The 13773-nt window shown below is 70.8% G+C and carries 16 protein-coding genes and 1 tRNA gene; 7 read left to right on the top strand and 10 right to left on the bottom strand.

The genetic code is table 11. The features are described 5' to 3' along the window. Positions 1-62 precede the first annotated feature (62 nt). The 8 genes from N787_RS02770 to N787_RS02805 form a co-directional block, all read right to left on the bottom strand. Entirely contained in the window at positions 63-686 is a 624-nt protein-coding gene (locus tag N787_RS02770) for an HAD family hydrolase (RefSeq protein WP_034210616.1), read from the bottom strand. Next, positions 679-1257, bottom strand: coding sequence for a DUF1294 domain-containing protein (locus tag N787_RS15295; protein ID WP_034210618.1), 579 nt, complete (start codon positions 1255-1257; stop codon positions 679-681). Before N787_RS15295 ends, N787_RS02770 begins: the two co-directional genes overlap by 8 nt. 26 nt (positions 1258-1283) lie before the next feature. Further along, positions 1284-2045 (bottom strand): Bax inhibitor-1/YccA family protein, encoded by a 762-nt coding sequence (locus N787_RS02780; protein ID WP_034210620.1) that lies wholly within the window; start codon positions 2043-2045, stop codon positions 1284-1286. Between the two features lie 73 nt (positions 2046-2118). Further along, entirely contained in the window at positions 2119-2937 is an 819-nt protein-coding gene (thiD, locus tag N787_RS02785) for a bifunctional hydroxymethylpyrimidine kinase/phosphomethylpyrimidine kinase (protein ID WP_034210622.1), read from the bottom strand. 167 nt (positions 2938-3104) lie between these two features. Then, positions 3105-3782, bottom strand: coding sequence for a YoaK family protein (locus N787_RS02790; protein ID WP_034210624.1), 678 nt, complete (start codon positions 3780-3782; stop codon positions 3105-3107). 4 nt (positions 3783-3786) lie between these two features. Further along, complete coding sequence (locus N787_RS02795) at positions 3787-5187, bottom strand: PhoH family protein (protein WP_034210626.1); 1401 nt, start codon at positions 5185-5187, stop codon at positions 3787-3789. 85 nt (positions 5188-5272) lie between these two features. Beyond that, the gene (locus N787_RS02800; RefSeq protein ID WP_034210628.1) at positions 5273-5746 is read right to left on the bottom strand and encodes a peroxiredoxin; all 474 of its coding nucleotides are present in this window, start codon (positions 5744-5746) and stop codon (positions 5273-5275) included. Between the two features lie 8 nt (positions 5747-5754). Beyond that, the gene (locus tag N787_RS02805; RefSeq protein ID WP_034210629.1) at positions 5755-6315 is read right to left on the bottom strand and encodes a glycine cleavage system transcriptional repressor; all 561 of its coding nucleotides are present in this window, start codon (positions 6313-6315) and stop codon (positions 5755-5757) included. Between the two features lie 115 nt (positions 6316-6430). Between N787_RS02805 and dapA the strand changes: the two genes are divergently transcribed. Next, positions 6431-7321 carry a 4-hydroxy-tetrahydrodipicolinate synthase gene (gene dapA / locus N787_RS02810; protein WP_034210631.1) on the top strand — a complete coding sequence of 297 codons (891 nt, stop codon included), beginning with the start codon at positions 6431-6433 and terminating at the stop codon, positions 7319-7321. Positions 7322-7379: 58 nt separating this feature from the next. Further along, positions 7380-7952, top strand: coding sequence for a hypothetical protein (locus N787_RS02815; protein WP_034210633.1), 573 nt, complete (start codon positions 7380-7382; stop codon positions 7950-7952). A gap of 92 nt (positions 7953-8044) precedes the next feature. On the opposite strand, the gene fdxA is transcribed toward N787_RS02815, so the two are convergent. Together fdxA and N787_RS02825 are read right to left on the bottom strand one after the other, a co-directional pair. Next, positions 8045-8368 (bottom strand): ferredoxin FdxA, encoded by a 324-nt coding sequence (fdxA, locus tag N787_RS02820; protein ID WP_034210635.1) that lies wholly within the window; start codon positions 8366-8368, stop codon positions 8045-8047. Between the two features lie 124 nt (positions 8369-8492). Next, positions 8493-8568, bottom strand: a tRNA-Glu gene (locus N787_RS02825). A 117-nt stretch (positions 8569-8685) separates the two neighbouring features. On the opposite strand from N787_RS02825, the gene pcnB reads away from it, so the two are divergent. The 5 genes from pcnB to pgi are packed head-to-tail and all read left to right on the top strand — an operon-like array spanning position 8686 to position 13773. Next, the gene (gene pcnB / locus N787_RS02830; RefSeq protein WP_052575067.1) at positions 8686-10059 is read left to right on the top strand and encodes a polynucleotide adenylyltransferase PcnB; all 1374 of its coding nucleotides are present in this window, start codon (positions 8686-8688) and stop codon (positions 10057-10059) included. Beyond that, positions 10056-10556, top strand: coding sequence for a 2-amino-4-hydroxy-6-hydroxymethyldihydropteridine diphosphokinase (gene folK, locus N787_RS02835; protein WP_034210636.1), 501 nt, complete (start codon positions 10056-10058; stop codon positions 10554-10556). The genes pcnB and folK overlap by 4 nt, the downstream gene beginning before the upstream one ends. Positions 10557-10581: 25 nt before the next feature. Further along, positions 10582-11406 (top strand): 3-methyl-2-oxobutanoate hydroxymethyltransferase, encoded by an 825-nt coding sequence (gene panB / locus N787_RS02840; protein WP_034210637.1) that lies wholly within the window; start codon positions 10582-10584, stop codon positions 11404-11406. 5 nt (positions 11407-11411) lie between these two features. Beyond that, positions 11412-12260 (top strand): pantoate--beta-alanine ligase, encoded by an 849-nt coding sequence (gene panC, locus N787_RS02845; protein ID WP_034210638.1) that lies wholly within the window; start codon positions 11412-11414, stop codon positions 12258-12260. A 7-nt stretch (positions 12261-12267) separates the two neighbouring features. Beyond that, entirely contained in the window at positions 12268-13773 is a 1506-nt protein-coding gene (gene pgi, locus N787_RS02850; RefSeq protein WP_034210639.1) for a glucose-6-phosphate isomerase, read from the top strand.

The raw sequence follows: 13773 nt of genomic DNA on the forward strand, positions 1-13773 counted from the left end.
GGGCTCCGGGTGCGTCGGGTCGCGGTCATGGTCGCACGGCGCAGGCGCGGGGCGGCTGAACCTCAGTCGATCCGTTCAGGCACCAGCCCGTCCGGCCAGCCCTTGGGCAGGTAGTGGGCCACGTCGGCGAGCAGCAGCATCGGCCGGTCCTCGGGGGTGTCGCCGTAGGCGTGGATGCGGTCGAAGCGGGACGGCTCGAGCTCGGCGCGGATGCGCGCGACTTTCTCGTCGAGCACGCACTGCGGCCCGGCGTAGCGGCCGGTGAGCAGGCCATCGCGGGCCTCGAGCCGCGAGCCCAGCGCCACCACGCCTTCAGCCTCGGCCCAGGGCGCCAGCAGCGCTTCGAAGTTGCCCGACACCACGCGCACGGTATCGCCGCGATCGCGGTGCGCCCGCAGCCGGGCCATCGCTTCGGGCCGAAGCAACGCGGGCAGTTCGCCGCGGGCCCAGTCGCGGGCGGCCGCCTCGAAGGGCGCCACGGGCATCCCGGTCAGCGCGCGCGCCACCACGGCCGCGCGAATCCGCGTGCCGCTGACCAGCCCCAGCCGGTAGCCCGCCACCAGCGGCGCCAGCCGCCACCGCCCCCAGCGCAGGCGCTCGGCGGGCACCACGCTGCGCACGAAGCGCGGGAAGGTTTCGCAGTGCGTCAGGGTGCCGTCGAAATCAAACAGCGCAAGGTCAGGCACGATGCTCGAAGATCCAGGCGGCCAGCGCCCCGAGGTTTAGCAGAACCGTGGTCCGATACACCACGAGGAAGGAAGCCTTCACCGATTTGTGCCGCAGCCAGTGCTGCGCGGCCATCGCGCCGGGCCAGCCACCGGCGAGCGCCATCAGGTGCAGGGTGCTTTCGGGCGTCCGGCGATGCCCGGCCTGGGCCGCGCGTTTGTCGATGGCGTAGGCGATGAAGGTGATCGCGCTCATCGCCGCGTAACCGGCCGGCACCAGTGCCGGCATGCCCAACCAGGCGGTGGCCGCCACGAGCATCGCCAGGCAGGCGAGGGCCAGCACGCCCTTCGGGCTGCGACCGCCGCGCGCGGCGGGTTTGTCGCGCCCTGCGGGACGCGCGGATACGGCGTTCATGCGGCCGCGCCCATCGCGCTCGACCTGGTAAGTGAGCTGCAGGCCTGGCCCGGGACGCGGGCCGGCCCGGGAAATGGCGCGCACGTGGACGAACACGCGGTCACCGCCGCCGTTGGGCGTGATGAAGCCGTAGCCCTTCTCGTCGTGCCACTCGGTGATGCGGCCGGCGAATCGCATCGTCGGCGTTCCGGCAGGCGCGCGACTCAGTCGCGCGACTGCAGCTTGGCCAGCAGGCGCAGGATCTCGAGGTAGAGCCAGACCAGGGTGACGGTCAGGCCGAAGGCGCCGTACCACTCCATGTACTTCGGCGCGCCGGCCTCGACGCCGGACTCGATGAAGTCGAAATCCAGCACCAGGTTCAGCGCGGCGATCACGACCACGAAGCCGCTGAAGGCGATGCCCATCCAGCTCGACTCATGGATGAAACCCATGCCCTCGAAGCCGAACAGGCGCATGCCGAAGTTCACGAGATAGAGCACGAAGATGCCGCCGGTGGCCGCGACCACGCCGAGCTTGAAGTTCTCGGTGGCCTTGATCAGGCCGGTCTTGTAGGCCATCAGCAGGGAGGCCAGCACGCCCATGGTCAGCATCACGGCCTGCATCACGATGCCGGGGAAGCTGGCCTCGAACATGGCCGAGACGCCGCCGACGAACAGGCCCTCGAGCGCGGCATACAGCGGCGCGGTGACCGGCGCCCAGGTCTTCTTGAACACGGTGACCAGCGCGACGATGAAGCCGCCGATGCCGCCGACCAGCAGGAAGGGCATGACGGCGCCCGGGTTCTCGGGGCTGTAGAAACTCCAGGCGAGGGTGGCGGTGGCCACCAGCAGGAGCAGCATGAAGCCGGTCTTGTTGACGGTGCCGTTGAGCGACATGGTGTCGCTGGCGGCGCCCCCGCTCACCAGCTGGCCGCTGGCGACGTCGAGGAAGGTGTTCTGGTTCAGGGCGGGATTGCCGCTGCGCATGCCGGGCTCCGGGCGTGAAGGACTGCCCGGGATGCTAGCCGAGCGGCGCGAACGGCGCTACCGGGGTGGCCACTCAGGGCGCGATGTCGCCGCGCAGCCGCCAGAAGTGCTGCAGCACCGCCACCGGGGTGTGCCCCGGGCGATAGGCGTGGCGCAGGGCGCCGTGCACGTAGTCGGTGGCGTCGGCGCAGGCTTCGCGCAGGTCCAGGCCCAGGCAGAGGTTGGCGGCGATGGCCGAGGCCAGGGTGCAGCCGGTGCCGTGGCCCTCGACCGGCAGGCGGGGGTTGGTGAACACCGCGCGGGCCTGGTCGTGGCCGAAACGGTCGGTCATCTCGCCTTCGCCGGGCAGGTGCCCGCCCTTGAGCAGCACGGCGCGCGCGCCTTCGGCCAGCATCTGCGCCAGCGCCCGTTCGGCCTCGTCGTCGGTCTGGATGCGCCGCCCCAGCAGCAGCTCGGCCTCGGGGATGTTCGGCGTGACCACGCTGGCCAGCGGCAGCAGGCGGGTGCGCAGCGCGTCCAGGGCGTCGTCGGCCAGCAGCTTGGCGCCCGAGGTGGCCACCATCACCGGGTCGAGCACGACGTGGGCGGGCCGGTGGGCTTCCAGTGCATCGGCTACGCAGTGGATGACCTCGGTGCTGGCCAGCATGCCGAGCTTGACCCCGCCGATGTGGAAGTCGGCGAAGCAGGCGTCGATCTGCGCGCGCAGGAAGTCCGGCGGCGGCACGTGCACGGCGGTGACGGCGCGCGTGTTCTGCGCGGTCAGCGCGGCGATCGCGCTCAGGCCGTGCAGGCCGTGCGCGGCGAAGGTCTTGAGGTCGGCCTGGATGCCGGCCCCGCCGCCGCTGTCGGAGCCGGCTATCGTCAGTACGGAGATCGGGCGTAGTTGGGGCATCTGGGTTCTTCGTGGGGGTATTGTGTTTTGAACGCGGATTTGCGCGGATGAACGCGGATAAAAGCGGATGAATCCAATTAAAAAAGCGGGATGTTTCGGCGGCCAGGGGGGGGGTGGCGACACCCCGCCTCAAAAATCCAAAATGCTCTATCCGCTCTTATCCGCGTTCATCCGCGTAAATCCGCGTTCAAATTCCTGTGCTTCCACACAGCGTATGACAGTCCGGTCACGCCAGTCACCACGGCGGGAATGAAGAGGGCGCGGTATTCGAAGGATGCGAAGGCCAGGGCGCCGAGGAGGCCGCCGGCGAGGAAGCTGGTGATGATGACCAGGCACAGCCACAGGCGGCGGCGGGCGACGGGAAGGCCGCGCAGGGCGTGGCCCAGGGTGATGCCGAGGTCGGTGAACATGCCGCTGACGTGCGAGGTGCGGATGATGGCGCCGCTGTAGGTCGTGGCCATCGCGTTCTGCAGGCCGATCGCCACCGCCGCCAGCACCGGGCCGGCGAAGCTGCCGCGGGTGAACAGCGGCACCGCCGCCGCCAGCAGCACGGCTTCGATGGCCAGCGCCACGCCGTAGCGGCGGCCCAGGCGCAGCACGCTGTCCTGCACCAGCAGGCCGCTGAGCATCGCGCCGCCGACGAAGGCCAGCAGCATCGCCGCCAGCTGCCAGGCGGCGCGAAGGTCGCCGCCCGCCAGCGCGGCCCCCAGCAGGGTGGTGGTGCCGGTGAGGTGGGTGATGGCCTGGTGTTCGAAGCCCAGGTAACCCACCACGTTCACCATGCCGGCGACCAGGGCCAGGGCGGAGGCCCCGACCCAGACCCAGGTCGCCAGCCTTTCGGCCATGGCCTTACAGCACTTCCGAGGCGTAATCGGCCAGGCGCGAGCGCTCGCCGCGACGCAGCGTGATGTGTGCGCTGTGCGCCCAGTTCTTGAACCGGTCGACGGCGTAGGTCAGGCCCGAGGTGGTCTCGGTGAGGTAGGGCGTGTCGATCTGTTCGACGTTGCCCATGCAGATGATCTTCGTGCCCGGGCCGGCGCGCGTGATCAGGGTCTTCATCTGCTTGGGCGTGAGGTTCTGCGCCTCGTCCACGATCACCCAGCGGTTGAGGAAGGTGCGGCCGCGCATGAAGTTCATCGAGCGGATCTTGATGCGGCTGGCCAGCAGCTCGTTGGTGGCGCCGCGGCCCCAGCTGCCGTGGTCCTCGGTGTGGGTGAGCACCTCGAGGTTGTCGGTGAGCGCGCCCATCCACGGCGTCATCTTCTCTTCCTCGGTGCCGGGCAGGAAGCCGATGTCCTCGCCCACGCTGACCGTCGCGCGGGTCATGATGATCTCGCGGTAGCGCTGGATGTCCATCGTCTGGGTCAGGCCCGCGGCCAGCGCCAGCAGCGTCTTGCCCGTGCCGGCGGTGCCGAGCAGGGTGACGAAGTCGATCTCCGGGTCCATCAGCGCGTTGAAGGCGAAGTTCTGCTCGCGGTTGCGGGCGTTGATGCCCCAGACCTGGTGCTGCGGCGCGCGGAAGTCGTCGACGATCTGCAGCACCGCGCGCTCGTCGTCCAGGCGCGCGACCTTCATCTCCACTTCCTCGGCGCCGGGCATGTACAGGAACTGGTTCGGGTACCAGCCGTCGTCGTCGCGGCGGCGCACTTCGTAGAAGGTGCGGCCCTTCTCGGTCCAGCTGCGCAGGCTGCCTTCGTGCTGGTCCCAGAAGTCGGCGGAGAGCTCGGTGGCGCCGGTGAAGAGCAGGTTGAAGTCGTCGATCGCGCGGTCGTTCTCGTAGTCCTCGGCCTTGACGCCGCAGATCGAGGCCTTGATGCGCAGGTTGATGTCCTTGGACACCAGCACCACGGGCACGCCCGGGTGGTCCTCGATCAGCTGCAGGATCGAGCCGAGGATCTGGTTGTCGGGCAGCACGGTGCCGAAGCGCTTGCCTACCTCCACCGGCTTGAGCTGGAACAGCAGCCGGCCCACGCTCTCGTTGGCGCGCAGCTGCAGGCCCTTGGGCTGCACCAGGCGCACGCCCTCGTCGATGGTGTTGCCGTTGCCGTGCGCCTCGATGATCTCGTTGAGGAAGCGGCTGACCTGCCGGGCGTTGCGGCTGGCCTCGCTGTGGCCCTTCTTGCCGTTGTCGAGCTCCTCCAGGACCATCATCGGGATGAAGACGTCGTGCTCCTCGAACTTGAACAGCGCGGTCGGGTCGTGCATCAGCACGTTGGTGTCCAGCACGTAGATACGCTTGCTTCTCGTCATGGGATTCTCATGTTGGGAAGGGACACAGCAACACACCGCCATGCTCGCGGGGCGAGACGGCGGGGCGGGTTTGCTCGGGGGTGGCTCACTTGGCTTTGGCGGCCTTCTTCAGGGCTTCCAGCACGGCCTCGGCATGGCCGGGGACCTTCACGCCGCGCCAGCTTTCGGCGACGCGGCCCTCGGGATCGACCAGGAACGTGCTGCGCTCGATGCCCAGCACCTTCTTGCCATACATGTTCTTCTCCTTGATGACACCGAAGGCGCGGCACACGGCCTCGTCGGCGTCGGAGATCAGGTCGAAGGCGAAGCCGTGCTTGGCGCAGAAGTTCTGGTGCGACTTCACCGAGTCGCGCGACAGGCCCAGGACCTCGGCCTTGAGCTTGCGGAACTTCGGGTACAGGGCGTTGAAGTCGATGCCCTCGGTGGTGCAGCCCGGCGTGTTGTCCTTCGGGTAGAAGTACAGCACCAGCCACTGGCCGCGGTAGTCGGCGAGGTTGGCGCTGCCGCCCTTGCCCAGGGTGATCGGGAGGTCGCTGATGCGGTCGCCGGTATCGATCATTTCCGTCCTCAGAACTTCATCGGGTCCATGATGGCGTCGAGGTTGAGGTGGTCGCAGAACTCGAGGAAATCGTCGCGCAGTGCGGCGATGTGCATGTTCGAGGGGATGCCGATGGTGACCTGGGCCGAGAACATGTCGGCGCCGGTCTGCATCGCCCGGTAGCGCGAACTGTGCAGGCTTTCGATGGTGATGCCCTGGCGGTCGAAGAAATCGGCCAGCTGGAACAGGATGCCGGGCTTGTCGGCGGCGACCACTTCCACGATGTAGGGCAGCAGGTTCGACTGCAGGGCCTTGGGGCCGGTGCGGTACCAGACCAGCTTGTAGCCTTCCTCGCGCTCGAGGCGGGTGAGCATGGCCTCGAGCTTGGCGACGGCGTCCCAGGAGCCCACGGCCAGCGCGGTGACCGAGACGTCGCGGCCCACGGTGGACAGCCTGGCATCGACCATGTTGCAGCCGCTGTCGGAAATGCGCCGGGTGACCGCCAACAGCGGGGACTGCGGATGCGTGGTGTAGGCGCTGATCAGCAGGTGGTTCTCGTTGGCAGCGGGGCGTGCGGCGGGGTCGGTCAATGCGGTGTTCCGTGGCGGCGCGGATGAACCCGCGCGTAAGTGTCCCGGCCAGCATACTTGCCGCCGCTTTGAGGCCGCAAGTAACATCGGGCCATACCCTTGCAAGGCCTTTCCATTGCACCTTTCCGGCAGCATCACCGCCCTGGCCACCCCGTTCACCGCGGCCGGCGACCTCGACCTCGACGCCTGGGCCCGCCTGCTTGACGCCCAGCTCGCCGGCGGCAGCCACGGCATCGTCGTCGCCGGCTCCACCGGCGAGGCCGCCGCGCTCACCGACGACGAATTCATGACCCTGCTGCGCACCGCGGTGGCGCGCGTCGGCGGCCGGATGAAGGTGCTGGCCGGCACCGGCCAGTCCAACACGGCCAAGACCATCGCCCAGACCCGCCTGGCGCGCGACGGCGGCGCCGACGCGGCGCTGGTGGTCACCCCGCCGTACGTGCGCCCGACCCAGGCCGGGCTCGTGGCCCATTACCAGGCGGTCGCCGCCCAGGGCGGCCTGCCCGTGGTGCTCTACAACGTGCCGGGCCGCACCGGCTGCGACCTGCTGCCGGAAACCGTCGCGCAGCTGTGCCGTCACCCCGGCATCATCGGCCTGAAGGAAGCGCGCGGCGACGAGGCGCGCTGGAATGCGCTCTACCCGCTGGCCGGCGAGGATTTCGCCCTGCTCAGCGGCGACGATCCCACCTTCGTGCGCGCCATGCTCGGCGGCGCCGACGGCGTCATCTCGGTCGCGTCGAACGTGCTGCCGCGCGCCTTCGCCCGGCTCTGCGCGCTGGCCGCGGCCGGCGAGGCGGACGCGGCGCGCGCGCTGGATGCGCGCCTGCAGCCGGTCTACGACTTCACCGGTATCGAATCCAACCCGATCCCGGTCAAGGCCCTGCTGGCCCGCCAGGGCATCGGCCATGGCCTGCGCCTGCCGCTGCTGCCCCTGTCCGCGCCGCACGCGGCCCTCGCCGACCAGATGGCCGCGCTGTGCCGCCAGGTCGAGCAGGAACTGGCCTGAACCGCTTACCATTGGCGCCTGCCGCGGCCCGCCCGCAGCGCCTTCCAGGAGATCCCGCATGACCGTGTCCAAGCTTTCCCTTCGCCCGCTGCTGTGCGGCGCCCTGGCCGTGGCCCTGGTTTCCCAGGCCGGCTGCGCCTGGACCCGCAGCAAGCTGGGGATGGACGTCGAGTACCAGAAGAGCACGGAAGGCAAGCCGCTGGTCGTGCCGGCCGGCCTCGACACGCCGTCCACGGGTGCGGCGATCATGGTCCCCGATGCGAACAATGGCCCGCTGGTCAGCAGCGACCTGCCGCCCAGCAACCTCGGCGGCGGCGCCAGCGTCGGCGAGGGGCCGGCGCCGGCCTCGGGCGTGGCCGGGATCGCCGAGCTGCCGCTGTCCGATTCGGCCGACGAGGCCTGGCGCCGCGTGGGCGCGGCGCTGCCGGGCATCGCCGGCGTGCGCGTGGGCGACAGCGCCAAGCTGCTCAACAGCCACGAGGCCACCTACCGCGGCGTGACCGTCCTGCTGCGCGCCGAGCCGACCACCGCCGGCTCCCGCGTCGTGGCCCTGGGCGCCGACGGCCAGCCGGTCACCACGGGTGCTCCGGCCGAACTGCTGGCCCTCCTGCGCGACAAGCTCGCCGAATAAGCCCGGACAGCGCCCCAAGACCGTAGGAGGGCCTTCAGGCCCGAAGCTTTCCGCAGAGGAGCTTCGGGCCTGAAGGCCCTCCTACGTTTGCGTCAGCGTTCGAGGAGGGGGAGCTTGCCGGGCTTGCCGTCCCACTCGGCCGCGTCGGGCAGGGGGTCCTGGCGGGTGGTGATCACCGGCCACTGCTTGGACAGCTCGGCGTTGAGGGCGATGAAGCCCTCCTGGCCGGCGGGCACGTCGTCTTCCGGGTAGATCGCCTTGGCCGGGCACTCGGGCTCGCACAGGGTGCAGTCGATGCACTCCTCGGGGTCGATGACCAGGAAGTTCGGGCCTTCGTGGAAGCAGTCGACCGGGCACACCTCGACGCAGTCGGTGTACTTGCACTTGATGCAGTTCTCGATGACGACAAAGGGCATGGCCGGGACTCGTGGAGGGTGCGAACGCCGCTGATTCTAGCGGCAGCGGCCGGCGCCGCCCAGCGCGGCGGGCGGCGGGGGCCGCAAAAAGCGAAGGCCCGGCATGGCCGGGCCTTCTGAAGAGTGGCGCTCCCTAGGGGACTCGAACCCCTGTTCCAGCCTTGAGAGGGCCGTGTCCTAGGCCACTAGACGAAGGGAGCGCGGATGGCGAAGCGGTGCAGCGGGCGCTAGTATACCGGGCTTTACCGGTGCCGGGAAGCCGCTTCCCGCCCGGGCCCGAAGACGCCGCGCAAGGACCCCGCGCCGCCCCGACCCGAATGGACAAGCGCATCGCCACTCCCCTCACGCCCCTGATCGTGCCGCGCGCCGAGCACGGCATCTCCCGCAAGGACATCAGTCCCAACGCGCTGCGCGTGCTCTACAAGCTGCGCGAAGGCGGCTTCCAGGGCTACCTGGTCGGCGGCGCGGTCCGCGACCTGCTGGTCGGCGGCCACCCGAAGGACTTCGACGTCGCCACCGACGCCACCCCGGAGCAGGTGCGTTCGCTGTTCCGCAACTGCCGCCTGATCGGCCGGCGGTTCCGGCTGGCGCACGTGGTGTTCGGCCGCGAGATCATCGAGGTCGCCACCTTCCGCGCCAACACCGACGACGGCAGCGGCGATCGCGAGACCGAGGACGGCGGCCGCCTGCTGCGCGACAACGTCTACGGCACCATCGAGGACGACGCGGTCCGCCGCGACTTCACCGCGAACGCGCTGTACTACGCCATCGAGGATTTCTCGGTGCGCGATTACTGCGGCGGCTACCAGGACTGCCAGGACCGCGTGCTGCGCCTGATCGGCGACCCGGTCGAGCGCTACCGCGAGGATCCGGTGCGCATGCTGCGCGCCGCGCGCCTGGCCGCCAAGCTGGGCTTCGCCATTGCCCCCGACGCCGCCGCGCCGATCCCGGAGCTGGCACCGCTGCTGTCCGCCGCGCCGCCGGCCCGCCTGTTCGACGAGTGCCTGAAGATGTTCCTGGCCGGCCACGCCGAGTCCAGCTTCATGCTGCTCGAGAACCACGGCCTGCTGCCGGCGCTGTTCCCCGAGACCGCGGTCGCGCTCGAGACCAACCGCAGCGGCGCCCTGCGCGCCATGGTGCTGCAGGCGCTGCGCAGCACCGACGAACGCGTCGCCCAGGACAAGCCGGTCACGCCGGCCTTCCTGTTCGCCGCCCTGCTGTGGCCGGCGTATTGCCGCGAGCTGGCGGTGATGCAGAAGGCCGGCATCGACCCGCTGGTCGCGCAGCAGCGCGCCGCCGACCGCGTCACCCTGCACCAGGCCCAGCGGATCGCGCTGCCGCGCCGGTTCTCGCAGCCGATGCAAGAGATCTGGCTGCTGCAGCCGCGCTTCGCCCAGCGCGTGCGCAAGCGCGTGTTCCGGCTGCTGTCGCACCCGCGCTTCCGCGCCGCTTTCGATTTCCTCGAGCTGCGCGCCGGTGCCGCGCCGGAGCTGGCCGCCGACGTCGCCTTCTGGCGCGAGGCCCAGGCCCAGGCGCCCGAGCAGCTGGCCGAACGCCTGGACCCGAAGGCGCCGCGCCGCGAGCGCGATCCCGATGACCTGAGCCCCGAAGGCGAGGGCGCCGCGCCCGGCCCGAAGAAGCGCCGCCGGCGCCGGCGCAAGCCGGGCGGGGGCGAGGGCGGCGGCGAGTGAGGCCGGACGATCCGGTCCGCGCCTTCGTCGGCCTGGGCGGCAACCAGGGCGATGTCGAGACCACGCTGGTCGAGGCGCTCTGGGCGGTGGACGCGCTGCCCCAGACCACCATCCAGCGCCAGTCCGCCTTCTACCGCACGCCGGCCTGGGGCAAGACCGACCAGCCCGCGTTCCTCAACGCCGTGGTCGAGCTGCGCACGCGCATGCCGGCGAAGGTGCTGCTTGAATCCCTGCTGGCGATCGAGGAGCGCTTCGGCCGCGTGCGCAGCGAGGCCGACCGCTGGGGCCCGCGCGCGATCGACCTCGACCTGCTGGCGTATGGCGACGAAGTCATCGACGAGCCCGGCCTCACGCTGCCGCACCCGCATCTTCACGAGCGCGCCTTCGTGCTGGTGCCCCTGGCCGAGATCGCGCCCGCCCTGGTCATCCCGGGCCGCGGCGATGTCGCCTCGCTGCTCGCCGCGGTGGATGTTTCGGGCATCGAAGCGATACCTTAGGGGTCCCTCCCCCCGGGCCAACGCCATGTACGCGAACGACCCCAACGCCCCGGCGCGCGCCCGCCTGACGGTGCCCGCGCTGCGCAAGATGAAGGCCGAGGGCCGGCGGATCGTGTCGATCACGGCCTACGACGCCAGCTTCGCCCGCAGCGTCGACGCCGCCGGGATCGACCTGGTGCTGGTCGGCGATTCGCTCGGCATGGTCTGCCAGGGCCGCGACAGCACGCTGCCGGTCACCGTGGATGACATCGCCTACCACGTCGCCTGCGTGGCGCGCGGCCTGTCCGGTGCCTTCCTGGTCGCCGACCTGCCGTTCCAGTCCGACGCCACGCCGGAGCGCGCGCTCGACGCGTCCACGCGCTGCCTGCAGGCCGGCGCGCAGATGGTGAAGCTCGAAGGCGCGGGCCCGAAGCTCGAGGTCATCCGCTTCCTGGCCGAACGCGAGATCCCCGTGTGCGCGCACCTGGGCCTGACGCCGCAGTCGGTGCTGCGCCTGGGCGGCTACAAGGTGCAGGGCAAGGAGGCCGCGGCCGCGAAGAAGCTGCTGGCCGACGCCCGCGCCGTCGCCGAGGCCGGCGCCGACCTGCTGGTGCTCGAGTGCGTGCCCTCGTCGCTGGCGGCCGAGATCACCGCCGCGGTCGCCATCCCCACCATCGGCATCGGCGCCGGCCCGTCCTGCGACGGCCAGATCCTGGTGCTGCACGACCTGCTGGGCATGAACAGCGGCCACCGCCGGCCGCGCTTCGTCAAGGATTTCCTGGCCGAGGGCGGCTCCGTGCTGGGCGCCTTCCAGGCCTACGCCGCCGCCGTGCGCGACGGCAGCTTCCCCTCCCCCGAACACGGATACTGAAACGGATGCAGACCCACTCCACGCTGGCCGCCCTGCGCGCCCAGGTCCGCCAGTGGCGCCGCGAAGGCGCCAGCATCGGATTCGTCCCGACCATGGGCAACCTGCACGCCGGCCACCACGCGCTGGTGGCCCTGGCGCGCCGGCATGCCGACCGCGTCGTCGCCAGCATCTTCGTCAACCCGACCCAGTTCGGTCCGAACGAGGACTACGCGCGCTATCCGCGCACGCCCGACAGCGACATCAAGGGCCTGGCCGAAACCGGCTGCGACGCGCTGTTCCTGCCGCCGGTGGAACAGATGTATCCGTTCGGCACCATGGGCTGCGTGCAGATGCACGTGCCCGGCATCACCGACATCCTGTGTGGCGCGCACCGCCCGGGCCACTTCAATGGCGTGGCGCAGGTGGTGGCGCGGCTGTTCAACATGGTGCAGCCGGACCTGGCCGTGTTCGGGCGCAAGGATTACCAGCAGCTGCAGGTGATCCGCTACATGACCCGCGAGATGAGCTTCCCGGTGGAGATCATCCCGGCGCCGACGCTGCGCGAGGCCGATGGCCTGGCCATGAGTTCGCGCAACCAGTACCTGCAGGGCGACGAGCGCCAGACCGCCACGCGGATCTACCAGACGCTGCGCTTCATGCGCGACGCCGCCCGCCAGGGACTGCCCGTGGCCGGCATCGAGGACGAGGCGGTGGCGCGGCTCGAGGCCGCCGGCTTCACCGTGGATTACGCCGAAGTGCGCCGCGGCGACCTCACCCGCGCCAAGTCGCCGGACGAGAAGGGCCTGGTGGCGCTGGTCGCCGCGCGCCTCGGCCGCACGCGCCTGATCGACAACCTCGAGTTCGACGGTGAGTAAGGGTCGGATGCTGGACCGCTCGCACTGGCAGACGCTGGGGGCCCACGCCGAGCGCGTCGGCCGGGGTCCCTTGCCGGTCGACGCCGCGCGTGCGAGTGAATTCGCGCTGCGCGTCGGACCGCTCTACGCCAGCTTCGCCCGCCAGCGACTGGATGCGCAGGCCCGCGATGCGCTGTTTGCCATGGCGGAGGCAGCGAACCTGCCCGCCGCGCTGAAGGCGCTGTTCGACGGCGAGCACGTCAACACCTCCGAAGGTCGCGCGGCGCTGCACACCGCCCTGCGCGGCGACCTGGGCCAATCCACCGCCGCGCGCGAGGCGAGGGCGGTGGCGCTGGCGGCGCAGGCGCGCATGGACGCGCTGCACGACACGCTCGAGGCCAGCGACGTCACCGACATCGTCAGCGTCGGCATCGGCGGCTCCGACCTCGGGCCGCGGCTGGCGGTGGACGCGCTGCGCGACTTCCACGCCGGGCGCTTCCGCGTCCACTTCCTCACCAACGTCGACGGCAGCGATGCCCAGCACCTGCTGCGCGGGCTGGATCCGGCGCGCACCGCCGGCATCCTGGTCTCGAAGAGCTTCGGTACGCAGGAAACCCTGCTCAACGGCACCCTGCTGCGCGACTGGATGGGCGGTGCCGAGCGCCTGTTCGCGGTCAGCGCCAACATCGAACGCGCCGAAGCCTTCGGCATCCCCGCGGCGCGGGTGCTGCCGATGTGGGATTGGGTCGGCGGCCGCTATTCGCTGTGGTCGGCGGTCGGTTTCTCGGTGCAGCTGGCCATTGGCCGCGAGCGCTTCGCCCAGCTGCTGGCGGGCGCGGCGCTCGTCGACGAGCACGTGCTGACCGCGCCCACCGAGCGCAACCTGGCGGCCTGGCACGCGCTGGTGGGCATCTGGAACCGCAATGGCCTCGGCCTCTCCAGTGCCGCGGTGCTGCCTTACGACCAGCGCCTGACGCTGCTGCCGGCCTTCCTGCAGCAGCTGGTGATGGAAAGCCTGGGCAAGTCGGTGCGGCACGACGGCAGCCCGGTGCTGGCCGACACCGTGCCCGTGCTCTGGGGCGGCGCCGGCACCAACGCGCAGCACAGCTTCTTCCAGGCCTTGCATCAGGGCACGGAAACGGTGCCCGCGGACTTCCTCGGCGTGGTGCGCCCGGCGCACGCGCACGGCCACCACCACGACGTGCTGCTGGCGAACCTGCTGGCGCAGGCCGAGGCGCTGGGCACCGGCTGGCCGTCGGATGACGCGCACAAGGGCTATCCCGGCGGCCGGCCGTCGACCCTGATGCTGCTCGACGAGCTCACCCCGCATTCGCTGGGCGCGCTGCTCGCGCTGTACGAGCACAGCGTCTACGTGCAGTCGGTGCTCTGGGGCATCAACGCCTTCGACCAGTGGGGCGTCGAACTGGGCAAGCGCATCGCCGGCGAGCTGCTGCCGGCGCTGTCGGACGCGGCGGTGCCGGCCGGCGATCCGGTCACCCGCGCGCTGCTGGCCGAGATCCGCGCGCGCCGCTGA

Source organism: Arenimonas metalli CF5-1 (assembly GCF_000747155.1).
In the GTDB taxonomy this organism is placed as follows: Bacteria; Pseudomonadota; Gammaproteobacteria; order Xanthomonadales; family Xanthomonadaceae; genus Arenimonas; species Arenimonas metalli.

Coding starts and splice junctions, on each gene's coding strand:
- N787_RS15295 (WP_034210618.1), bottom strand. CDS start 1,257: ATGCGATTCGCCGGCCGCATCACCGAGTGGCACGACGAGAAGGGCTAC.
- N787_RS02780 (WP_034210620.1), bottom strand. CDS start 2,045: ATGCGCAGCGGCAATCCCGCCCTGAACCAGAACACCTTCCTCGACGTC.
- thiD (WP_034210622.1), bottom strand. CDS start 2,937: ATGCCCCAACTACGCCCGATCTCCGTACTGACGATAGCCGGCTCCGAC.
- N787_RS02790 (WP_034210624.1), bottom strand. CDS start 3,782: ATGGCCGAAAGGCTGGCGACCTGGGTCTGGGTCGGGGCCTCCGCCCTG.
- N787_RS02795 (WP_034210626.1), bottom strand. CDS start 5,187: ATGACGAGAAGCAAGCGTATCTACGTGCTGGACACCAACGTGCTGATG.
- N787_RS02800 (WP_034210628.1), bottom strand. CDS start 5,746: ATGATCGATACCGGCGACCGCATCAGCGACCTCCCGATCACCCTGGGC.
- N787_RS02815 (WP_034210633.1), top strand. CDS start 7,380: ATGACCGTGTCCAAGCTTTCCCTTCGCCCGCTGCTGTGCGGCGCCCTG.
- fdxA (WP_034210635.1), bottom strand. CDS start 8,368: ATGCCCTTTGTCGTCATCGAGAACTGCATCAAGTGCAAGTACACCGAC.
- pcnB (WP_052575067.1), top strand. CDS start 8,686: ATGGACAAGCGCATCGCCACTCCCCTCACGCCCCTGATCGTGCCGCGC.
- panB (WP_034210637.1), top strand. CDS start 10,582: ATGTACGCGAACGACCCCAACGCCCCGGCGCGCGCCCGCCTGACGGTG.
- panC (WP_034210638.1), top strand. CDS start 11,412: ATGCAGACCCACTCCACGCTGGCCGCCCTGCGCGCCCAGGTCCGCCAG.
- pgi (WP_034210639.1), top strand. CDS start 12,268: ATGCTGGACCGCTCGCACTGGCAGACGCTGGGGGCCCACGCCGAGCGC.